This window comes from Pseudomonas mercuritolerans (genome assembly GCF_025706525.1).
GTDB lineage: Bacteria > Pseudomonadota > Gammaproteobacteria > Pseudomonadales > Pseudomonadaceae > Aquipseudomonas > Aquipseudomonas mercuritolerans.
On record NZ_JAMSHA010000005.1, the window covers coordinates 312,084 to 333,655 of the forward strand.

The 21,572-nt window shown below is 60.1% G+C and carries 25 protein-coding genes; 3 read left to right on the forward strand and 22 right to left on the reverse strand.

Annotated elements, in window-relative coordinates:
- Positions 1–154: 154 nt before the first annotated feature.
- Positions 155–580 carry a PA3611 family quorum-sensing-regulated virulence factor gene (locus ND528_RS16285; protein ID WP_007908738.1) on the forward strand — a complete coding sequence of 142 codons (426 nt, stop codon included), beginning with the start codon at positions 155–157 and terminating at the stop codon, positions 578–580.
- Here ND528_RS16285 and ND528_RS16290 read toward each other — a convergent pair whose 3' ends face one another.
- Entirely contained in the window at positions 581–778 is a 198-nt protein-coding gene (locus ND528_RS16290; protein WP_016770569.1) for a hypothetical protein, read from the reverse strand.
- A gap of 341 nt (positions 779–1,119) precedes the next feature.
- Between ND528_RS16290 and ND528_RS16295 the strand changes: the two genes are divergently transcribed.
- Positions 1,120–2,235 carry an LOG family protein gene (locus ND528_RS16295; protein WP_263470715.1) on the forward strand — a complete coding sequence of 372 codons (1,116 nt, stop codon included), beginning with the start codon at positions 1,120–1,122 and terminating at the stop codon, positions 2,233–2,235.
- A gap of 58 nt (positions 2,236–2,293) precedes the next feature.
- Here the strand turns inward: ND528_RS16295 and recX are convergent, their stop codons facing one another.
- The 21 genes from recX to ND528_RS16400 form a co-directional block, all read right to left on the reverse strand.
- Positions 2,294–2,761: a recombination regulator RecX gene (recX, locus tag ND528_RS16300; protein ID WP_130911062.1), complete on the reverse strand. Its 468-nt coding sequence runs from the start codon at positions 2,759–2,761 to the stop codon at positions 2,294–2,296.
- Between the two features lie 9 nt (positions 2,762–2,770).
- Positions 2,771–3,829, reverse strand: coding sequence for a recombinase RecA (recA, locus tag ND528_RS16305; protein ID WP_137215330.1), 1,059 nt, complete (start codon positions 3,827–3,829; stop codon positions 2,771–2,773).
- 83 nt (positions 3,830–3,912) lie between these two features.
- Positions 3,913–4,413 carry a CinA family protein gene (locus tag ND528_RS16310; protein WP_137215329.1) on the reverse strand — a complete coding sequence of 167 codons (501 nt, stop codon included), beginning with the start codon at positions 4,411–4,413 and terminating at the stop codon, positions 3,913–3,915.
- A 67-nt stretch (positions 4,414–4,480) separates the two neighbouring features.
- Positions 4,481–4,999 (reverse strand): lysis system i-spanin subunit Rz, encoded by a 519-nt coding sequence (locus ND528_RS16315; RefSeq protein ID WP_130911065.1) that lies wholly within the window; start codon positions 4,997–4,999, stop codon positions 4,481–4,483.
- A complete protein-coding gene (locus ND528_RS16320) occupies positions 4,978–5,544 on the reverse strand; it encodes a glycoside hydrolase family 19 protein (RefSeq protein ID WP_137215327.1) in 567 nt (188 codons plus the stop codon). The genes ND528_RS16315 and ND528_RS16320 overlap by 22 nt, the downstream gene beginning before the upstream one ends.
- Before the next feature lie 137 nt (positions 5,545–5,681).
- The gene (locus ND528_RS16325; RefSeq protein WP_263470716.1) at positions 5,682–6,842 is read right to left on the reverse strand and encodes a tail fiber protein; all 1,161 of its coding nucleotides are present in this window, start codon (positions 6,840–6,842) and stop codon (positions 5,682–5,684) included.
- Positions 6,843–6,853: 11 nt separating this feature from the next.
- Complete coding sequence (locus tag ND528_RS16330; protein ID WP_137215325.1) at positions 6,854–7,453, reverse strand: YmfQ family protein; 600 nt, start codon at positions 7,451–7,453, stop codon at positions 6,854–6,856.
- Positions 7,441–8,484, reverse strand: a complete 1,044-nt coding sequence (locus tag ND528_RS16335; protein WP_130887808.1) for a baseplate J/gp47 family protein — start codon at positions 8,482–8,484, stop codon at positions 7,441–7,443. Before ND528_RS16335 ends, ND528_RS16330 begins: the two co-directional genes overlap by 13 nt.
- A complete protein-coding gene (locus ND528_RS16340) occupies positions 8,474–8,872 on the reverse strand; it encodes a phage GP46 family protein (RefSeq protein WP_263470717.1) in 399 nt (132 codons plus the stop codon). The genes ND528_RS16335 and ND528_RS16340 overlap by 11 nt, the downstream gene beginning before the upstream one ends.
- Positions 8,872–9,381: a phage baseplate assembly protein V gene (locus ND528_RS16345; RefSeq protein ID WP_041478093.1), complete on the reverse strand. Its 510-nt coding sequence runs from the start codon at positions 9,379–9,381 to the stop codon at positions 8,872–8,874. Before ND528_RS16345 ends, ND528_RS16340 begins: the two co-directional genes overlap by 1 nt.
- A gap of 142 nt (positions 9,382–9,523) precedes the next feature.
- Positions 9,524–10,567 (reverse strand): phage baseplate assembly protein, encoded by a 1,044-nt coding sequence (locus ND528_RS16350; RefSeq protein WP_263470718.1) that lies wholly within the window; start codon positions 10,565–10,567, stop codon positions 9,524–9,526.
- A gap of 4 nt (positions 10,568–10,571) precedes the next feature.
- Positions 10,572–11,807 (reverse strand): DNA circularization protein, encoded by a 1,236-nt coding sequence (locus ND528_RS16355; RefSeq protein ID WP_263470719.1) that lies wholly within the window; start codon positions 11,805–11,807, stop codon positions 10,572–10,574.
- Positions 11,804–13,345: a phage tail tape measure protein gene (locus ND528_RS16360; protein ID WP_263470720.1), complete on the reverse strand. Its 1,542-nt coding sequence runs from the start codon at positions 13,343–13,345 to the stop codon at positions 11,804–11,806. Before ND528_RS16360 ends, ND528_RS16355 begins: the two co-directional genes overlap by 4 nt.
- Before the next feature lie 130 nt (positions 13,346–13,475).
- On the reverse strand, positions 13,476–13,772 hold the full coding sequence (locus ND528_RS16365) for a phage tail assembly protein (protein WP_007908778.1): 297 nt from the start codon (positions 13,770–13,772) through the stop codon (positions 13,476–13,478).
- Complete coding sequence (locus tag ND528_RS16370; protein WP_007908779.1) at positions 13,769–14,116, reverse strand: phage tail tube protein; 348 nt, start codon at positions 14,114–14,116, stop codon at positions 13,769–13,771. The genes ND528_RS16365 and ND528_RS16370 overlap by 4 nt, the downstream gene beginning before the upstream one ends.
- Positions 14,117–14,183: 67 nt before the next feature.
- Positions 14,184–15,680 (reverse strand): phage tail sheath subtilisin-like domain-containing protein, encoded by a 1,497-nt coding sequence (locus tag ND528_RS16375; RefSeq protein ID WP_263470721.1) that lies wholly within the window; start codon positions 15,678–15,680, stop codon positions 14,184–14,186.
- Positions 15,680–15,862, reverse strand: a complete 183-nt coding sequence (locus ND528_RS16380) for a DUF2635 domain-containing protein (protein WP_130909727.1) — start codon at positions 15,860–15,862, stop codon at positions 15,680–15,682. Before ND528_RS16380 ends, ND528_RS16375 begins: the two co-directional genes overlap by 1 nt.
- Positions 15,859–16,443 (reverse strand): phage tail terminator protein, encoded by a 585-nt coding sequence (locus ND528_RS16385; RefSeq protein WP_263470722.1) that lies wholly within the window; start codon positions 16,441–16,443, stop codon positions 15,859–15,861. Before ND528_RS16385 ends, ND528_RS16380 begins: the two co-directional genes overlap by 4 nt.
- A gap of 152 nt (positions 16,444–16,595) precedes the next feature.
- Entirely contained in the window at positions 16,596–16,934 is a 339-nt protein-coding gene (locus ND528_RS16390) for a phage holin family protein (protein WP_024011844.1), read from the reverse strand.
- Between the two features lie 137 nt (positions 16,935–17,071).
- On the reverse strand, positions 17,072–17,494 hold the full coding sequence (locus tag ND528_RS16395) for a tail fiber assembly protein (protein ID WP_161984085.1): 423 nt from the start codon (positions 17,492–17,494) through the stop codon (positions 17,072–17,074).
- A gap of 549 nt (positions 17,495–18,043) precedes the next feature.
- Positions 18,044–18,787, reverse strand: coding sequence for a LexA family transcriptional regulator (locus ND528_RS16400; RefSeq protein WP_137215319.1), 744 nt, complete (start codon positions 18,785–18,787; stop codon positions 18,044–18,046).
- A gap of 202 nt (positions 18,788–18,989) precedes the next feature.
- On the opposite strand from ND528_RS16400, the gene mutS reads away from it, so the two are divergent.
- Positions 18,990–21,572 carry a DNA mismatch repair protein MutS gene (gene mutS, locus ND528_RS16405; protein ID WP_263470723.1) on the forward strand — a complete coding sequence of 861 codons (2,583 nt, stop codon included), beginning with the start codon at positions 18,990–18,992 and terminating at the stop codon, positions 21,570–21,572.

Sequence of the window (21,572 nt, forward strand, 5' to 3'; positions counted from 1 at the left end):
GAAAGACACTCGGCAGGGCAATAAAGGCCGGCAGTTTACCAGAGCGACGGCCACAAGCCTGTACCGTCCAGACCGGCTCCCCTATAATTCGCCGCCACTGAACGCACCGCCCCGTGACGGGTCGAACCACCAGTCACCGAATCAGGAGAGTTTCATGCTGCGCCTTATCGTTCCCACCGCTGCCATTCTGCTGGCGTCGTCCTTTACCGCTCAGGCTGCGTCCCTGAGTGAGCAGAATCTGAACCGAGAGCTGCGCAACGTCGCCGCCCAAAGCAGCGTCGGCACGCCACGGGCGATCAATGAAGACATTCTTGATCAAGGCTACACCGTCGAGGGCACGCAGCTGATCAACCATCTGAGCGTGCAAAAGAGCCACGCCGACAAGATGCGCGCCGATCCCAAGGCGGTGTATTTCCAGTTGGGCGCGTCGGTGTGCAACAACCCGTCGTACCGCAAGCTGATGGCCAAAGGCGCGATCATGCGTTACGACTTCACCGAAGTGAAAACCAACAAAGCGATCGGCTCGGCCAGCTACCAGGAATCCGATTGCCCGAAAGCCGCGCCAGCGAAGAAGAAGTAATCAGCGCGAAGCCTTGGCGCGCCGCTGTTCATCCTCGGCGCGCAATTCCGCTACCAACGCCTGCAGATAGCGCGAGCGACGTTCGCCGCCAGCCAATCGTCGGCAGCACTCTTCTTCGAGACTCAATTGATGCGTCTCGGCCGACTCCTGCAACATTCGATACAGCTGCGTATCGATCTCCAGAACCACTCTGACCATGCATCCTGCCTCCTTGCCACCCACGAATCCTTGAATTGCCTCGCCTTGCGCAAACGCAAGGTCGTCTTGCGACGTCTGTCTTTGAGTAAATCAGAGTGATGGCCCTTCGCGACACGTTCAGACGAGCGGCGGGGCTTTGGCGCAAATCAGCAAGCGGTTGCCAGGCAAAACGTTACAGCGCATTGTTCAAGTCAGCGCGAATGCGTGCGAGGGTCTAGATTGAGAGTATTCCCGATCATTCGTTAACGGCAGAAATGGAACTGCCGGCCCTGTGTGTTTTTGCAGTGCGGCCCGGACGCTGGTTGTCAGGGCTAACCGCTCTGTACAGAAGGAGACGTTGAATGCCTTATCAGCCGAATGACCTCTTGAGCCGTCATTTTCAGGAAAGCGGCGACCTCATCAGCCAGGTCGAAGCACAACTCAACCATGTTTCCGCCAACAGCCCGAACATCCCCATCTACCGCGACATGATCCTGACCGTGCTGCGCATGGCTCAGGAAGACCACAACCGCTGGAATGCCAAGATCACCCTGCAAGCCCTGCGTGAACTGGAGCAGGCGTTCCGTGTACTCGAACAATTCAAAGGCCGGCGCAAAGTCACCGTGTTCGGCTCGGCGCGTACGCCAGTGGAACATCCGTTATACACGATGGCCCGCGAACTCGGCGCAGCGCTGACGCGTGCGGAAATGATGGTGATCACCGGCGCCGGCGGCGGCATCATGGCCGCCGCCCACGAAGGAGCCGGGCGTGACCACAGTTTGGGTTTCAACATCACCCTGCCCTTCGAACAGCACGCCAACCCGACCGTGGATGGCACCGACAAGCTGTTGCCGTTCCACTTTTTCTTCACCCGCAAACTGTTCTTCGTCAAAGAGGCTGATGCGCTGGTGCTGTGCCCGGGCGGTTTTGGCACCCTTGATGAAGCGCTGGAAGTGCTGACGCTGATTCAGACTGGCAAAAGCCCGTTGGTGCCGGTGGTGTTGCTGGATGTTCCGGGCGGTACCTTCTGGCAGGGAGCGCTGGACTTCATCCGCAATCAGCTGGAAGAAAACCGCTATATCCTGCCGACCGATATGAAGTTGATGCGATTGGTTTACAGCGTTGAAGACGCGGTGGACGAGATCAATCAGTTCTATAGCAACTTCCACTCCAGCCGCTGGCTCAAGCGGCAGTTTGTGATCCGCATGAACCACAAGCTCAGCGATCAGGCGCTGGCTCAGATGCAGGAGGAATTCGCTGATCTGTGCCTGAGCGACGAGTTTCATCAACACGCCTACAGCGGTGAAGAACACGACGATGCACAGTTCAGCCATCTGGCACGGCTGGCGTTTGCCTTCAATGGCCGTACCCATGGTCGCCTGAGAGAGTTGGTCGACTTTATCAACCTGCCGGAAAACTGGGCCGATTCAAAACCGCCCACTGCACAACGCTCACGCGAGCCTTCCAACGTAATTTGAAGGCAAAAAAAGGCCCGCTATTTTCTAAAAAATAGCGGGCCTTTTTTGTTGAATCGGTTTAATCGTCCATCCCTCGACCGCTGAACAAGCGGTTGATCATCTCCATCGAGAACCCCCGATACGCCAGAAACCGGCCTTGCTTGGCCCGTTCTTTCGCATCAATCGGTAAATGTCCGGAGAACTTGCGTTGCCACGTATCCTGAAGCTGCGCCTGCCAGTTGATACCGCTTTCGCGCAGGGCGATTTCGATATCGGTACGTTGCAAACCTCGCTGGCTGAGCTCCTCGCGAATTCGCAGAGGGCCATAGCCGGAACGGGCGCGGTAGGAAACAAAACTTTCAAGGTAACGGGCTTCGGAAAGCAGCCCCTCTTCCGTTAAACGGTCGAGGGCTGTTTCAATCAGCTCCGCCTCGGCGCCGCGCTGACGCAGCTTGCGCGTCAACTCGACTCGACCGTGCTCGCGACGTGCGAGCAGGTCCATGGCGGTTCGCCGCACCGCGACGAGGGTATCAAGTACAAGAGTCATTCAATGACTTCAAACGTCGACATCGGCCTCAGCCATGTTATCGACCTTGTCCCGAGAGGCCAAAGCCTTGACGTCTGCCACTGGTGCCAGCAGCTTGTCACGCAGTTGCTTCTCAAGCTTCGCGGCGATTTCCGGGTTGTCCGCCAGGAACTTGGCCGAGTTCGCCTTGCCCTGACCGATCTTGGTGCCTTCGTAGGCATACCAGGCGCCGGACTTCTCGACAAAACCGTGCAGCACACCCAGGTCGATCATCTCGCCGTTAAGGTAGATGCCTTTGCCGTAAAGAATCTGGAACTCGGCCTGGCGGAACGGCGAAGCCACCTTGTTCTTCACAACCTTGACGCGGGTTTCGCTGCCGACCACTTCGTCGCCTTCTTTCACCGCACCGGTACGGCGGATGTCGAGACGAACCGAGGCGTAGAACTTCAGCGCGTTACCACCGGTGGTGGTTTCCGGGCTGCCGAACATCACGCCGATTTTCATGCGGATCTGGTTGATGAAGATGACCAGGCAGTTGGCGTTCTTGATGTTACCGGTGATTTTACGCAGCGCCTGAGACATAAGACGTGCTTGCAGGCCGACGTGCATGTCGCCCATTTCACCTTCGATTTCAGCCTTCGGCACCAGTGCCGCCACGGAGTCGACGATGATCACGTCAACGGCGTTGGAGCGCACCAGCATGTCGGTGATTTCCAGGGCCTGTTCGCCGGTGTCCGGCTGGGAAACCAGCAGGTCGTCAACGTTGACGCCCAGCTTGCCGGCGTACTCTGGATCAAGCGCGTGTTCGGCGTCGACGAATGCGCAGGTCGCGCCGGCTTTTTGCGCCTGGGCGATGACCGACAGTGTCAGTGTGGTTTTACCGGAAGATTCAGGACCGTAGATTTCAACAATACGGCCTTTTGGCAGGCCGCCAATGCCGAGTGCAATGTCCAGACCCAGAGAGCCAGTAGAGATGGATGGGATCGCCTGACGGTCCTGATCGCCCATACGCATTACGGCACCCTTGCCGAATTGACGTTCGATCTGACCCAGGGCCGCAGCCAAGGCTTTCTTCTTGTTGTCGTCCATTAAAGTCCTCACGTAATCAATAAGGCCTGACGGCCAACACCTGTATAAGTAGCCAGTATTATTCCACAGCGTTCGAAGATCGCCTACCCCTGATTTTCGATTTCTCGTGCCGCTAGTCGCACAAGTCCCTCTAGCGCGGCCTTCACCGTTTGTCGGCGGACTTCATCACGGTTGCCGGCGAAGTGCTGAACCTCGCTGGAAACCGCGTCGCCAACGCCCCAGGCCAGCCACACCGTGCCCACTGGCTTGTTCGGCGTGCCACCGTCGGGACCGGCGACACCGCTGACCGCCACGGCAAAATGCGCCAGGCTGTGCTGCTGCGCACCGCGCACCATGGCCTCGACCACTTCGCGACTGACCGCCCCTACCGTCTCGAACAAATCGCCCGGCACATCCAGCTGCCGGGTTTTCTGCCGGTTGGAATACGTCACGTACCCCGCTTCAAACCAGGCCGAACTGCCGGGAATCCGCGTAATCGCTTCGGCGATCCCGCCGCCGGTGCAGGACTCGGCAGTGGTGACGTGGGCATTGAGCACTTGCAGACGTCGGCCCAGTTCTGCGGCCAGTTGGGTGATCTCTTTCACGGCAAGCTCCGGATCGTGTGGAATGCCTTCACCGTACACGAGCCGGACGCGCTTTCAATACACAGGATCATTCAAGATGTTCGGGCGCCAGCGCTCTGACATAGGCCTGACAGGCCTGCAAGGCAATCAGTGCGCGGTCGCCGGTGTCGGTGATGGCGATAATTCGTTGAGCATGCGCCGGGTCAAGTCGGGCGCGTACGGTTGCAGAATCCACGCCGCCGGTGCCGGCGGTGGCTGGCAGCGCACAGCCGTGGGCAACGTCGCCGGCGTCGACAAGGACTGACAGGCGCACATCGGCAGTAGCAAGGCGATCGCGCAGGCGATCCTGATCACGTTGGGCATCGCTCAGCGCTCGATAATGAGTTTGTTCACTGGCCGCGAGCCGTTGCTCCAGCGCCAGGCGTTTATCCTGCTCGGCCTGTTGCGCGGTGGCGGCGGTCTGCGTCAGTTGATTGAGGGTTTCGGCGTTTAACCGCCCCTGCTCGGCCAATTGCCGCCCGTAGCGCCAGTCCTGCAACTGCCATGCAGCTGCAAACGCCCCGGCCACAAGCAACATCAGACCAATCACGCGCCAGGAGCCGGACATAGCACCGCCCTCGCCCGCGCCCAGATCTCGAGGCGATCCTGCAAGCCGTTCAACCCGCCGTTGATGCGGCGGGTGATGGTGTTGAACTGGTCCGCATCCGCCAGTTCATTCAGGCCCTTCTGCGCCCAGAACCACGCCGCCGATTCCGCCGCCCATTGCGGTTGCTCGAGCAATTCGGGTAACGACAAAAGACGCTCATCGCCAAACAAACCGAGGCTGCATTGGCGATAGTTGGCGCGACCGGTGATTTGTATGAGCCCACGCCCCCGATATTTTTGCCCGTCGCCATCCGCCTCGGGCGTATTACCCAGACGCAGCGCCAGGGTGCCGGTGTCGTATTTGCTCAGGTATTGGTTGTTGCCCAGTTCACGCACGTAACGCAATTGGCCCGACTCGTGACCAACCTGGGCGAGGAACGCCGCAACACGTTTTGGCGTGTCGATGCGATGCCTGGCCATGGCGGCGTTGAGTGCTAAAACAAAAACGCCCGCTTGGGAGCGGGCGTTGGGCATGATGTCGATAAGGTGTTTTTCAGTTAATTGCATGATGCTTGATCCTCCCTGGATATGGCCCCGATTGAATCACGGCTGGCGACTGATGCCTGCCAGCCATTTTTTTCCGGAGTTTTCAGGGTTCTATCGCAACGCTCGGCCCACCTGATGAGGGTCCCGGACAGCGGTTATCAAAACTTGATGACGTACAACAGCGCGGTGTTCATCGGCCGAGCCTCGTTGCCGCCCGCGGCCGCCATCGAGATCGTATGCGTATGTTGCCCGGCGGCATCCACACCGACGTTGTGCGCATGGTTGCCGTCCGCCACGATGCCGTGGGTGTGAGCGGGGGCGTTGGTTGTAAAGTTGCGATTGATGAAAGGCGCCGAGCTCGATCCCATGATGGAACCTGCGGTATTGCCGCCGTTGATTGTCCCCTGCCCGCCCATGACCGTGTCGATGTTGAATGCGCCTCCGCCGGTAACAGCGCCGCCATGCGCGTGTACTCCGGCAGCATCAGTGCGCGCCGTGTGAGCATGGTTACCTGCAGCAGCGGCTGACACATCGTGAACGTGGGAAGCATTTTGCCCGGCCTGCTTGCTACCCAGAACTCGCCCCGGATCGACACCACGGCCCTCGTCCAGACCCCGGACAAATTCACCACGCAAATCCGGCACATTGAAGGTATTTGCACCGTCACCTGCACCGAACCGGGTGCCGATTGCTGCGAAAAGATTGGCATATTGGGTACGCAACACAGGCTGTCCGTTGCACTTGAGCCAGCCACTGGGTGCGTCTACGGTAGCGACGGCTTTCACATCGCCTACGTCGGCACCCAACTGTCTGGCCACGCCGGTACTGGCGATCAGAATCCAGGCGCCGCTGCCCAGCGAGCTGTTCCATTGCACCCAGACATCTCCCGTCGCAACGATTTCACCCGAGCGAAGCGGAGTATGGTCAAGACCAACCAGCGGTTTGGCGACCGAACCGGCTACGGAAAATGTACTGGCGCCGGTATTGGTATTCAAAGCCTTGAAGCGCAACACCATGCCGTCTACCAGCGTCGCAGGTGCCGGCGAATAGTTGGCTGCATAAGCATTGGCCGTACCGGTATCGAGTGCGAAATCGATGAGCCCGGCCTGACTGATCTTGCGCACGGCTGTCAGCAATTGTCCGACATCGGCTTCATCGGGCTTGAGCGCACCGCCCTTGATCACACCGAGTATTTCTTCGGTTACCGCATTGCCCCATGATGCCGGAATCAACGATCCCGGCGTGCCTGCCACCGGGTTCTCATCAACAAACTTGCCATCGACCAGCCCGACGCTGGGTACGCTTTTTGGATAATCCATTTATTCAGTCCTTAGTCATAATTGATGTACACCCGGGTATGCGCCGGTGCACTGCGGTGAATGAGGCATTCCAGAGCCGAGCCTGGGTACATGCCGAAACGTTCGCCCCAATAACTGGCGCCGAAACGCCGCCCGATAGCCAAGCGGCCACCGGTGTTGAGGATCCACATGAACTGCCCTTTCCAGGTGCCGAAATGCGCGCCGCCGAACCGCGAACGCCCCATTCGCGGCACCCGTAGTTCGGTCACCGTGGCCTCTGGATAGCCTTGGGTGCGTGCGACCTCAATGAAATACGCGGCGGACTGGTTGCCCACCGCCAGCAACCGCCGACGGACAGCCAGGCGGCGATCGTCATAGAGCGGAGTCGCACCAAGACATGGGTCGGGCAGGTTCATCACTGCCTCCCAGTCGGGTACCAGTTCGCTGACGCCAGCCGGATCCATCTCGTTGAGCAGATCCGCTGCCCGGGCATCGAGGCGAGCCAGTTCCTGAGCGACGCCTTCAAGAACCTGCTCGAGTTCCGGCACTCGTTCCGGGTCCCAGGCCGGACCGCTGGGCAGCAGGCTGCGCAACTGCTGCCGGTATTGTCTGGGACTTCTCAGGACAGCCATTCGCACCCCCCGAATGTCAGCAATTGATTGCTTTGGGCGCTAACGTTGGCCGAGGGGCTGATGAGACTGTGATCGCTTTCACCGGTGGCGCTGCTGATGGCTTCGGTGATGTGGCTGAGCAACAACGTATCGCCCAGCCCCGCCTCGCGGTTGTGCAGATCCCGCAACTGGGTTTCAACCGCCGCGCGCACTGCACTGGTGTTCGGAGTAACGCGCAACTTGTACTTGACCAGCACTTGTACCGGCGCCATCACCCTCACGTCCGCGGTCACCGGTCGCAGCGGTTCGATGTAGGCTTCGACTTCCGCCAACTGCTCTTCGTTGGGAATCGGTTGCGGATCATCGTCACGCATGACGAACACGCCGACGGTGCCAGGGCCGAGGAAGTTGCCACGACACCATGCACGGGTAATACCGGGGCACTCCAGCGCCCAGGTTTCGTAGTCTTGCGCCGAGCCGCCGTGAGGAATCAATCGATAAGAGCGAATGACTCTGGCGCGCAGCGATTCAAGGCTTTCGGTGCCGACGCCGCCTGTGAGGCCAGGTGGCTGAACGATGAAGCTGTTACCGATCACACCGGCAATCGGTTGCACCGGATTCAACGTCAGACCGGCGTCGGCATTACCCACGCTACCGGCATCGAGCGCAGCGATCGTGGTGCTGTTAGTGCCGCTGACGGCGATGCGCGCGGCCGTGACTTTGTAGGTGCGTCCATCATCGGACTGCAGCAAGGTGTCGACATCCAGCACAGCGCCGGTGCTGGCGCTGAAACTGACGCTGCCGGTAGCCACTTGCGCAGCTTTGCGCGGCTGATTCAGGCGCAGCGCGGCGATGCGTTCCAGCGTCGATTCATCGGCCTTGTCGGGCAGGATCTGTTGGGCAATCCAGTCTAGATAACCGTACAGGCCATAAGCGGCGCCGCCGAGGGTGCGGGCGAGCACTTGCGCATCGGACTGGCGCAGCGAATCGCCGGCCAGGTCGCTTTGGGTGCGCTTGATCAGCACCGGCAGCGAAGGGGTTTCAAACGGCATAGATCACCTGCCAACTGTTATCGGGGTTGATGTCCAGACGTTCACCGTCGGCCAGGGTCAGGACCGTGCGCAGGTTCAGGCGCTGGGCGTCGAGGCGTTCGCTGATGATGTCGATGGCGCTGCAGTGGCCGTCGTCGAGCAGCCATTGCAGGGCTTCGCGGGCATAGAACTCGGCGTCCATCTGCGTTTGCCGGGTCAGCTTGACCCGGCGCAACAGCCACAGCCGCGAGCCGATGCGATCGTCGGCAACCGTGGGGAAACTGTCGCCCCACCAGCCGAAGCGTTCTTCGTCATCGAGGGCGTCGTCATCGGCGGCGCGGCGCCAGGTGAACAGGCTGATCAGTACGGCGCGGGTCAGTGCAGCGTGGAGGTTATGGCTGATGAACATCACTGGCCTCCTGCCGGCGCGCCGGTCTGACCGTTACCGGCCTGCACGCCAACATGCACGTGCTTGATCTGGCTGATGCCGCCGGCCAGTTGATCACCGGTGGAAACGATCTTGCCGGTCTGGTTTATAACCGGCGTGTCGAAGTTCACCGCGCTGCTGGCGCGGATGTTCAGCGTGGCGGTTTCGATGTCGATGATCCGCCCACGCTTGAAATGAATTTTGTCGCCCTCGTCGGTGTAGATCGCCACTTCACCGGCAGCGAGTGCTTGCAGGCGATAGCGACGGTCGGCGATGACCAGGGCGATGGCATGGGAACGGTCGCCGCCGATGAAGGTGACAACCCCCTCGGCGCCGGCCAGCGGATGGCTGGTGAAGCCGTAGGGTTCGAAGTGTTCGAGGTCGTCGTTCACTTCACCGGCAGTGAGGCGCATTTGCAGCGATTGCAGTTTCGAAGCCGAATTGGCGAGCACGACAGTGCCGCGCGCCAGCAGGCGTGTCAGTAGGCTCATGGGATGTCCTTGAAAAGAGTCGCCCGAATGGAATCAGTGTGGGAGCGAGCCTGCTCGCGAACGCGGCGGGTCAGGCGCTGTGATGTTGAGGCTGGCGACGCTTTCGCGAGCAGGCTCGCTCCCACAGGGTTCGGGGTCAGGCTCAGGTTTTTTTCGGGGGCGTCGGATCAGGATCAAAGGTATGCGGCGGCGCCACTTGCAGCGTGGTCACCGAACCCTGCGCCGACAACGAATAGGTGACCTTGGAGATCAGCATGTCGCCATCAAAATCCAGCACCGGATCCTTAACCTTCACCAATGTGTTGTGGCGCCACAAGTCGCCATTGCTCTGCCGCCAGCCCTGCACCTGATAGGTGGTGGTCTGCGCGCGGCCCATGCGGGTCGCGCTTTCCCATAGGGCACGCTGCTGCGCCAACTCAAAGGTCAGTTGCGTGCCTTCGTTGATCACCGTGGTGCGCCGCCGTTTGAAACTCAGATCGGCCGCGGTCGACTCGACTTCACTCACCGCCGCGCCGCTTTTTGCGTCCGAACCTTTTTGCTGGCCGATCACCCGGTACTCGGAGAACACCTGGCTGAAATCCATTGGCGCATTGGCCGACAGGATGTTCTTGCCCAGCTCCAGCGCATCACTGGCGCGCCCACCGCTACCGGGTTTGGCCAGCACCAACTGGCCCAGCTCGTTGTCGGTGGAAAACACCCGCAGCAGCGACAGCAATCGGTCGATCGACTGGAATGCCGTTTCACCCGGCACGATGGTGTGTTTGGTCAGGCGTGTGGTTTCGCTGATCTCGTTGACCACTGACAGCCCATATTCGCTCGCCAGATCGCGGACGATAGTCAGCAAGGGTTGTTGCTGCCATTGGCTGGGCAGGTTGCGGGCGGCGCAATCGACCAGATCCTGGGTTTTCGAACTGCCTTCGATGCTCAAGCTGATCTGCCGCCCGTCATAGCGGATCGGTGCTTTGAACACGTAACCGGTGAGCACCAGGTCCTTGCCGATTTTCACTTCGCAGGGGTCGCCGGGTTTGATCCTTTCGTCCACGGCCTGCCCTGGCCATTGCCAGGTGATGTCGAGTTTGAAGGTGCGGAACTGACGCTCCAGATCGGCGGTGATCTCGACGCTTTTCCAGCCGCCGTATTCCATGTCGTTGACCGTCAGCGTGACGTGATTGTCCATCTCGTTCATGGCATCACTCCCGCGAGATTTTCACGTCGTTGGGCGAGAAACCGGGATGGGTAATCCCGTTGCGCTGAGTCACTTCATCGACCCGCGTAGCGTCGCCAAATTGTTTGTAGGCCACGACTACCGCCGGAAAGCTTTCCTGAAACGACTTGCTGACTTGCCGCACGCCGGAGGACGCCACCGCTTTGAGATGAGCCACCAGCGCTTCCTTTACATCGTTGATTGCCTGGTAGTGCGCAGGCCCGGCTTTCGCGAGCATTGGGTCGATGGCGGCAGTCACCGCCGTGCGCAGCGCTTGCATGTCATCGCTGACCGGGACTTCCTGACGGCTGACCGGCGAGGTCGACTGTTGCGCCACCGACGGTGTCGACGCCAGCTTCACCGGCGTGGTCGCCACCGGCATCGACGCGACCCACTGTGCGACTTTGACCAGCACCGTGTCTTGCACCAGATCAGCCATCGCTTGGGCTGCGGCATTGGTGTCCTTGCCCGTGGTGATCTTCGGCGCATCAGCCTTGCGAATCGCTTCGAGTTGCTGCGACACATCGGCAATCACGCCCCGGTAGCCTTCCTTGGCGAACGCTTTGAGCTCCTTGATATCGCCGAGCAAACCCTTGAATTCCGCCGCCACTTCCTTGGGCAGCTCCTTCACGGCTTTGACCAGTTCAGTGATCTGCCGGTACTGCTCGATCAAAGGTTTCAGTTGCTCCTTGATCACGTCATAGACGCCGGTCAGGCTATTGCGCAGGTTGGTAATGCCGATCCGCGCGGCCTTGATCAGCGTCATCGCTTGTTCGAAACGCGCCACCGCCGAACCCAGCAGACCGTCGGCCTTGGCCAGTAGCACTTTCTGCGTGCTGACCGTGGCGGTCGGAAACGGCAGGGGTTGGTCGGGATAGAACTTCAACGCGAATGTCACCAACCCACCGTCCTGGCGGGTGTGAGTCATGTCGCATTCGCCGACTTTGACTTGCAGGCGTCCGAGCCACGGATGCACCAGTTCGCCACGGCCCTGCTCCAGCGCCTTGAGCAGCTTGTCGCGCTGCTCCAGGCAATCGGGGCCGATGATGAACGCGGTCAGATCGTGGGTCTTGGCCTGCTGGCCGAGGTCCTCGAAAAACGGCAGGTCGCGTTGCGGGTATTCATGCAACTGCCCTTTGCGACCGACCGGGGTTTTCGCCTGGTCGATCCAGAAACCGACACCGCGAAAGGATGCCGGCAATAAACGGTCACGCCAGTTCATTGGGAACCTCCCATCGACAGCGAGCGATAGCCGATGCGTGAAGACACGGCCAGGCCAGGTTGATTGGTTTGCGGTTGTTCGGTGCGCAGGCCGGCCGGTGCATTTTCGAAGCGCACGGTCAGGCCGCCTTCAAGTTGCGTACGGTTGCTTGCGGCGCTTTGCTGGATCAAGCTGTTGGAAGTTTGCGTCAGTGAATTCGAGGACTGTGTCAGCGCCGCCATCGACGCTGGACGTGTGGCAGCGGAATCAGCACTGGAGCCGAAAAACTCTGGCGCCCATTCCCCCTTGCCTTGGGCATTGGTCCGTTCCTGGGCATGGGTGAAGACATCGACCTTGGCCGACGCTTCGGCAGCGAGCTCACCCAAACCTCCATTGAAAAACGCCCTGACCGGTGCAAGCGCCTGGTAAAACTTCTCGCTCCATTTCTCGATCCATATCGTCACCGAGCCCCAGGCTTGAATGATCAACTCCAGAGGCGACCAGCCCAACTGCTCGCGGATCACCGCATACAGGGCGAGCACGGGCAGTTTGATTGACTCGACAAGGTCCTGGAAAAAAGCCCCGACCGGTACTGACACCGCTCTGAGCAGATCCCAGATCGACGCAAAAAGTCCGACCAGAGGCGCCCAGTTCTTCAAAATCAGCGCCTGCGGGGAATACGCAAACAACGTTGCATAAAAGTCGATGACCGGCGCAGCCAGCGCCTTGAGCACATTCCAAAGCGCCGCGAAGAACGTGCTCACCGGTCCCCAGTTGCTGATCAGCATGCCCATCGGAGTGAACCCGAACAGGGTCCGAAAAAAACTGGCCATCGGCATTACGACGGGGGCGATTTCTTGCCACAGTCGAGCAAAAAAAGCCGAGACGGGTTTCCAGTTGGCGACGATCAGCCCGGCCGCCAGGGCAACCCCGGCGGCGAATATCCCGACGGGTGAAGCAAGCAGCGTCAGCACCGCGCTGAAACCGGCAGCCGCTGTTGTCACCAGCGTAAACGCCAGCGCTGCCGCCGCCAGCCCCTCCACGAGTTGGGGATGATCGGCGACAAACTTACCGACCGAAGTCACCACCGGCACCAGCGCCGTTACAAGGCCGTTGACGGCTGGTAACAACGCCTGACCGATCTTCAATGAAATGTTGTCGAGCGAGACGTTGAACTTCGCCAGATTGGCCGAGGTTTCCCCCTTCACTACCGCCGGTACCTGCGCCGTAACGGACTTGTTCAACGGTGCAGGAATCAGCGCGTCTTTGCCCAGCGTCGGCGTATTGAGTTTTTTGCTCTTGGTCGCCAGTTCGTCTTCGGCCTTGATCGCCTTCTTCAGTCCCTCCTGAAAAGGTTTGAGCAAGCCGCCACCGGAAATGAAACCGGACAAATCAAAGGGCTTGATCGAACTGCTTTCCAGGCTTTTCCTGAACGCCGCCACCTTGCCCCGGACGCCCTTCATCTCAGCGTCCATCTTCTGCAGACCCTGCATCACGACGAGCATGTTCACGGTAGTCTGCATGTTTTGCTGGAGTGCATTTATCTGAGTATTGGCCATCACTGCACCTGCTGCATCGCATTGATCCGTTGCGCGTGCTCCAGCGATTCGCGGAGCACATCCAGTGGCCTGGCCATCATCTGTTCGGGGTCAACCTTCCAGAACCAGGCCAGGTCATAGGCGACGGCGATCAGGTCGGTGATGGCGCCGACGCCGCACTCATGAAAAAACTCGCAACGGCCCAGCTCAGCGCATTGAGGTCAGCCAGATCCAACTGGTTGACCGACGACGGCGGGATGCCGGCGCACACGGCGATGTATTTGGCCGCCACGTCCATGTCGAGGCTGACTTCTTCGCTCTTGTCGATCTTGTACGGCAGCGCCTTGATCGCTCGCACTTCCTGCACCGTCGGACGGCGCAGGACGAGTTCGGTCAGAGGCTCGCCGTGGGCTTCGATCGCAACCTGAAGCTTCACGGCGCCGCTCATTGCCAGGTCCCCTTGATGCCTTCGAATTTCAGTTCGATGGTGGCGTCGTCGCCCTTGGAGACTGGCTCCTCGACCAGATAGGCGCCGGCCAGCACGTAGACTTTGCCGTTGCTGAATTCGCAGGTGACGGTGATGTCGGTGCCTTCGATCAGCTTCTTCAGCGGGAAGTCGGCGGTGTGCAGCGCGGTCACTTTGAACGACGGCGCGATATCGGTTTCCTTGTAGAAACCGGGCACGACGGTTTCACGTTTGACCGCCATCAGCGGCGCTTCGCAGCCGCCATTGATGGTCAGTTGTGCGCCGTCGACCTTGACGTAGCAGGTGCCTGCAATCAGTTGACCCATGGTATTTCTCCCTTCAAATAAAAAGCCCACGCGAGGTGGGCTGAATGCTTAATGCCGACCGCGCGGATCAGGCCGCGTCGTCGTACTGCAGACGGAACTGGTTGAGCAGTGCGAACACGCGCAAGCCATTGATGTAATCCGGCGGGAACAGCACGTTCACGCGGCTCGGGTCCTGCACGTCGCGCTCGACAATCAGGTGCTCGGCGAACAGCTCGGCGTTCTCCACATGACCTTCCAGCTCAAGCTTGGCGTACTGCGCGATCAGCTCGCCGCGAATGGTCGCTGGCGTGACGATCGGCTGGCCGGCGCCGAAACGGGTGCCGTCGGAGGCCAGTTTGTGGCGGCCGTATTTGCTGGTCATCACACTTTGCAGACGACGCACGATGAACGCCGACTGGTGCATGGTTTCGCTGTCCAGATAGGAGTTGTCGGCCTGGCCGTAAGCGTTCTTCTGGTAGGTGGTGATCGAGCGCTGGATGCGCACGTAACCGCCTTCGTAGTAGGCGGTGGCAATGCCGTAGTTGAGCAGCGACTGACGCTCGGTCAGGGTGAAACGTTCGCTTGCCGGCGCCGGGTCAACGCCCGGCAGGCTGCCGCTTTGTGTCGGACGGCTGGCATCGGCGGAGATGAACACCGCCGTGCGTGCAGCCAGCGCGGCGGCCTGTACCCAAAACGGTTGCGGTACGCCCGGCTCCAGCGCCTGGATGGTCATGTGCTGATCGTTGCGCGCCTGGCCTGCGGCGACCAGAGTACCGACGGTGCCGCGCTTGGCACTGTAGACGTGACCGAACAGTTGCTTGGCCCACGACCAGCGCCCGGTGCTGTCATCCATGACCGCTTGCCAAGTGTTGAGGGTGGCCAGATCCGACCACGGCAAGGCGATGAATTCGAACGGCTCATCGCCCAGCGCCGCGACGGCGGCTATCTGATCCGGTACACCAGCGCCGCCGGTCATGGCGGTGATCGCTGTGGTCAGGCCAGCCGGGGTTTCTTCGCCGTTGCTCTTGCCCAGGCGATTGAATTGCAGGCTGATGTCGTTACCGCTGTCGCCGGTCCATTTGGCGTTCAGGGTGACAATACCTTCAGCAGCGGCAGCGCTGACCGGCAGGTCGGCAGTGGCGTTGATTTTCTGCGCCAGTGCGGTGGCCGCTTGCGCGGCGGTGGCGCCGTTGACCACGGTGGCCTGCACGCGCACGCCGCCGACATACAGGTTGAGTATGCCCGCCTGAGTCGCGGTGCCGGTCAGGGTCAACACGCCTTTGGCGATGGCGCCTTCAGTGTTGTGCAGAGGCAGGCACCAGATCTCGCCGATCGGGTCGGCCTTGCGGAAAGTCTCGTACATCGAAGCGAGCATCGAGCCTTGGCCGCCGATGCTTTTCGCCAGCGCCACGCTGGAAACCAGCACCAGTTTGCCGACTTCAGTCGGGGCAATATTGTCGTTGACCTGAGCAACGATCAAACGGCGCATGGCCGAGGTCGCGCTGTTGGCGGCCGAGTTGTCCATTTCGGCATAGAACAGCGGCACACGAATGTCCGCCGGGATGTTGCTGAATCCGATTGCCATTATTTGGCTCCCTGTGGTTTAGCCGCTTTTGCGGTTTTGAATGTGATGTCGCCGTCGGCCAGACGCCGGCGCCACCAGGCGCTGTCCAGCACGTCACGGCCTGCAGCCGGCAACAGGTCGCCGGCCTCCGGGTCAGGCACGACACGGCCAGCGGCCGGCACTACGGTGATGCGGTTGCTCATGGGGTTACATCTCCAGAGAAAGTCATTTCCACCCGGCCATCCGGGCCCGGGCGTTGCAGATTGGGGTCGGCAGGATCGATCGCGTCGACCCGCACCGTCATCCCGGTAAAGGACGACAAAGCGTCCAGTTCGCGCTCGTGCCAACTCTCCGCAGGCTGACTTGGCAGATTGCGGCCGAGCTGGAACTCGGCATAAAAGCGCAACCGATAAAACAGGCGGCTGCTGTTGATCGAGACCAGCTCACCGCCGTCATAAACGATGGCGCTGTAAGTGGAATCAGGTTTGAAACCGACCAGTGCGCGCCACAGTTCGGCGCGCAGGTCGTGCAACAGATCCAGCGCTTTTGTAGCGTCGGTAGCGTCAAGCACCAGAACGATTTCGAAACGCTCGCGGATCGGTTGGGTGGCGACGTTTTGTGCTCTGCCAGAACTGGCCAGATCGGCCAGCGGCAGAACGTGGGCTGAGGGTGTCGGTAGATCGGAGTCGCCTTGCAGCAACGCCAGATCGACACCCACCGAAATATGATTGGCAAGCCCAGGGCATTGCCCACGCAGTTGCGTGAGGATCGGGGTGATCTTCATGGGGGTGTTCCGAAGTAAGAGAAATTACAGTGGACGCCGCAGTCCCTGTGGGAGCGAGCCTGCTCGCGAAAGCGGTCGATCAGTCACATCGATGCTGAAGCTGACGTCCCTTTCGCGAGCAGGCTCGCTCGCATAGGGCTATGCGTGGAGATTTAAGGCTGGTCGCGCGGCGGCACTTCACAGACGCCGATACGCTTGGCCGCCCAGCGTTCGTAAAGGCCTATGGCGACATCAGCGCCGGCCATCGCCGTCAGGCAGCCAAATGCGCCAGCGGCCCAGATCGACATGCCGGCGGCGTACAGCAGCATGATTGCCGACACGCCGCAGATCATGCAGGCGCCGGAACGCAGAGCCAGACGCCGCACCAGCGACCAGCCGCGAGCGCCCTCCTTGTCGGCGCGCCACATCTCGCCGGACACCCCGCCAACGACGGCAAGGAGGATGACCAGCCAGATCGGCATGTCCGCCAACGCTTGTTGCTCGTTTGTCATGTCACGCCTCCGTGGGTGATTGATGAGTGATGGGTTGGGTTCGAACGGTTTCTCTTGAGACAGGCATTCCAAAAAGCCCGGCGGGCCAGGCTTTTCAGCAATGCTCTTTCGCGATCAAGCGTTGCAAAGCGCAGCGGTCAGAATGGTGCGATCGGCCAGATGACTTCGGGAAAGGTGTTCTGCTCTGTCGTGGCGCAGACGTCGAGGTAATACTGTTTGATGGCACGCAATTGCGACCACTCTTCCGGAGTGGCGACTGCCAGGTCCACTTTGTACTGCAGTGGGTTGAACTTCAGGAACTGCTCGACTTTGTCAAAGCGTTGTTGCAGGCGGCCGCGGATGACACCCTCTAGTTCATCAGGTGTGAGAGGCAAAAAAGACTCGCCGTAAGGGCCTAGTTGCAATTTGTATCCCGGCTGCGCGGTGGTATCACCGGTGACATTGCGCCACGCAGAGATTGGTTCATTGGCAGGGATCGCAGGTGGCTCTCCCTCAGTGTCCAGCACTTGAAGAACGACAATAATGTTATTAGGTGAAATAGTCAGGACGTAACGGTTCATGCCAGTTTCCTTTTTGACAGGTTTCAGCCAGTGCTGCTGATATAGCTTCACACTTGGCCAGACAATGCTTGCCGCAATTGAGGCAGGCATTCCAAAAAGCCCGGCGCTTTTACACCGGGCTTTTCAGTAATGCGCTCCTTCGCCTTCCTTCCAATCCTGTGTTCGAGAAGGAAGCTGACTTTTCGGCGCTACTGGCGCGGTACGAGTCCATTCAGATTGTTTTTCCGACCGCGGTCCCTGCCCGCCGGATAACTGCTTCTGGTGCTTTACGCTGCACACCCGGGTCAGTTGCCAACCCTCTGAACCGTTGAGGCCGGTTCATCGCTGCCTGTTCTTGTGGAACTAAAGAGCTGTTTTGCCAGCCGCTTTGTCGAGCGGCTTGGTGGCAAGAATATGCATGGATGCATATACAGTCAATGCGTAAATGCATTTATTTATGCATTAAATTTGCGCATATGCATGAAACCCAAGCGGGCCAAGGGGTGGGGAGATTTCTGCAGGCGAAAAAAAACCTGCCGGGAGGGCAGGTTTCAGTTGAATCGAAAGGGGCTAGCGGGCGTACATGCCCCACCAGAAGACGTGACCGAGGATGACGATCTGCTCTTCCTGGATTTCCTGGAAGCTGTAGTCCTCGTCCGGATGCTCGTCGCGATTGAAGCTGCGCAGACGGATGCCGGTGGGCAGGCGATAGAGTTGCTTCACGCGCAATTGGCCGTTGTGATTGATCGCATACAGATCGCCATCAATGATGTCGCCGATGCCGCACTTGCCGGCATTGACGCCGACAGTCGCGCCATCCCGCAGGACCGGCAACATGCTGTTGCCGCGCACCGTCACGCACTTGGCCTGGTCGAACTGCACACCGTTGTGGCGCAGGCTGCGCTTGCCGAAGCGCAGGCTAGAGCGCTCGCTCTCTTCGATGACGAATCTTCCTGATCCAGCAGCCAATTCAACCTCGCGTAGAAAGGGCACCGACACCTCGTCGTCATCGACGGGGGTGTCGTCGTCCCACAGGCTTATGTCCTTGAGTTCCGCATGCACGTCAGCACGCGTGCCGGCTGCCGCTGGCGCGACATCCGCGCGCCCGCGCAACTGATCGGTGCTGACGTTGAAATAATCAGCGATCTTCGAGATGTGTTTATCCGAAGGATCGACAATCTTCCCGCTGAGAATCCGCGAGAGCGTGGATTGAGGCACGCCGGTGCGACGGTGGAGCTCCGTGGGGGAGATCCCGTGCTGGTCGAGCAGTGCTCTTAAGACGGAGGAAACGTTGCGTTTTTGCATAACGCGCATAGTGCTTGAAGTTTTTCTCGATGACAAATGCTGATTTGCATAAATCGTGCATAGATCAACTTTTCACTGCAAGTAAACGCTCACCCGACCGCAGTGCCTGCGTCGGGCTTACTGCCCATGGTAACCTTGCGCCCATCGCGGAAAAGCCCGGCCACCGCCCGCGCTTTGCCCTACATCTTTTAACGAGTTTCCCGACAATCCGATGAATAAAGCCGTCTCCGACCAGTCCTCCCACACTCCGATGATGCAGCAATACTGGCGCCTGAAGAATCAGCACCCGGACCAGCTGATGTTCTATCGCATGGGCGATTTCTACGAGATCTTCTACGAAGATGCGAAGAAAGCCGCCAAGTTGCTGGACATCACCCTGACCGCGCGCGGGCAGTCGGCGGGTCAGGCGATTCCGATGTGTGGGATTCCTTACCACGCGGCGGAAGGTTACCTGGCGAAACTGGTCAAGCTCGGCGAGTCGGTGGTGATTTGCGAGCAGGTCGGCGACCCGGCCACCAGCAAAGGCCCGGTGGAGCGCCAGGTCGTACGGATCATCACGCCGGGGACAGTCAGCGACGAGGCGCTGCTGGATGAACGCCGCGATAACCTGATTGCAGCGGTATTGGGCGACGAGCGTCTGTTCGGTCTGGCGGTGCTGGATATCACCAGCGGCAACTTCACCGTGCTTGAGATCAAAGGCTGGGAAAACCTGCTGGCGGAACTGGAGCGGGTCAACCCGGTGGAACTGCTGATTCCGGATGACTGGCCGAAAGACCTGCCGGCGGAAAAACGCCGTGGCGTACGTCGTCGTGCGCCCTGGGACTTCGAGCGTGACTCTGCGTTGAAAAGTCTCTGCCAGCAGTTTTCCACCCAAGACCTGAAAGGCTTCGGCTGCGAAAACCTGACTCTGGCCATCGGCGCTGCCGGCTGCCTGCTGGCCTACGCCAAGGAAACCCAGCGCACCGCCCTGCCCCACTTGCGCAGCCTGCGTCACGAACGTCTCGATGACACCGTGGTGCTCGACGGCGCCAGCCGGCGCAATCTGGAACTCGACACCAATCTGGCCGGTGGCCGCGACAACACTCTGCAATCGGTGGTCGACCGTTGCCAGACCGCCATGGGCAGTCGCTTGCTGACTCGCTGGCTGAATCGGCCGCTGCGCGATCTGGCGGTACTGCTCGCCCGCCAGACGTCGATCCGTTGCCTGCTCGACGGTTACCGCTTCGAAAAGCTGCAACCGCAGCTTAAGGAAATCGGCGACATCGAGCGAATCCTGGCGCGGATCGGCCTGCGCAATGCGCGGCCGCGTGACCTTGCGCGTCTGCGCGATGCACTCGGCGCGCTGCCCGAACTGCAAGTGGCGATGACTGATCTGGAAGCGCCGCATTTGCAACATCTGGCGGCCACCACCAGCACTTACCCGGAACTGGCGGCGCTGCTGGCCAAAGCCATTATCGACAATCCGCCTGCGGTGATCCGTGACGGCGGTGTGCTGAAAACCGGTTACGACAGTGAGCTCGACGAACTGCAATCGCTGAGCGAAAACGCCGGTCAGTTCCTCATCGATCTGGAAGCCCGGGAGAAGGCTCGCACCGGTCTGGCCAATCTGAAAGTCGGCTACAACCGTATCCACGGCTACTTCATCGAGCTGCCGAGCAAGCAGGCTGAATCGGCGCCCGCTGACTACATCCGCCGGCAGACGCTCAAAGGTGCCGAGCGTTTCATCACGCCCGAGCTGAAAGAATTCGAAGACAAGGCGCTGTCGGCCAAGAGTCGCGCGCTGGCTCGGGAAAAGATGCTTTATGAAGCGCTGCTCGAAGACTTGATCAGCCAGTTGCCGCCGTTGCAGGACACCGCCGGCGCTTTGGCCGAGCTGGATGTGCTGAGCAACCTTGCCGAGCGCGCGCTGAACCTTGACCTTAACTGCCCGCGGTTCGTCAGCGAGCCGTGCATGCGCATCACTCAGGGTCGTCACCCGGTAGTCGAGCAAGTGCTGACCACGCCGTTCGTGGCCAACGACCTGAGCCTGGACGACAACACGCGCATGCTGGTCATCACTGGCCCGAACATGGGTGGTAAATCCACTTACATGCGGCAAACCGCTTTGATCGTGCTGCTGGCGCATATCGGCAGTTTCGTGCCGGCCGCCAGTTGCGAGCTGTCGCTGGTGGACCGGATTTTCACCCGCATCGGTTCCAGCGATGACCTCGCCGGTGGTCGCTCGACCTTCATGGTCGAGATGAGCGAAACCGCCAACATCCTGCACAACGCCACCGAGCGCAGCCTGGTGCTGATGGACGAAGTCGGGCGCGGTACCAGCACCTTCGACGGTCTGTCGCTGGCGTGGGCGGCGGCCGAGCGCTTGGCTCATCTGCGCGCCTACACCCTGTTCGCCACCCACTATTTTGAACTGACGGTGCTGCCGGAAGCCGAACCCCTTGTAGCTAACGTGCACCTTAACGCTACCGAGCACAACGAACGGATCGTGTTCCTGCACCACGTCCTACCTGGGCCTGCCAGCCAGAGCTATGGCTTGGCGGTGGCACAACTGGCGGGTGTGCCGAGCGAAGTGATCCTGCGAGCACGGGAGCATTTGAGCCGTCTTGAAGACACCGCCCTGCCCCACGAAGCGCCGAAACCGGCTGCAAAGGGCAAGCCGTCGACGCCACAGCAAAGCGACATGTTCGCCTCGCTGCCGCATCCGGTGCTGGACGAATTGGCGAAAGTGGATCTGGACGACATGACGCCACGCCGTGCGCTGGAAATGCTCTATGCACTGAAGAACCGGATATAA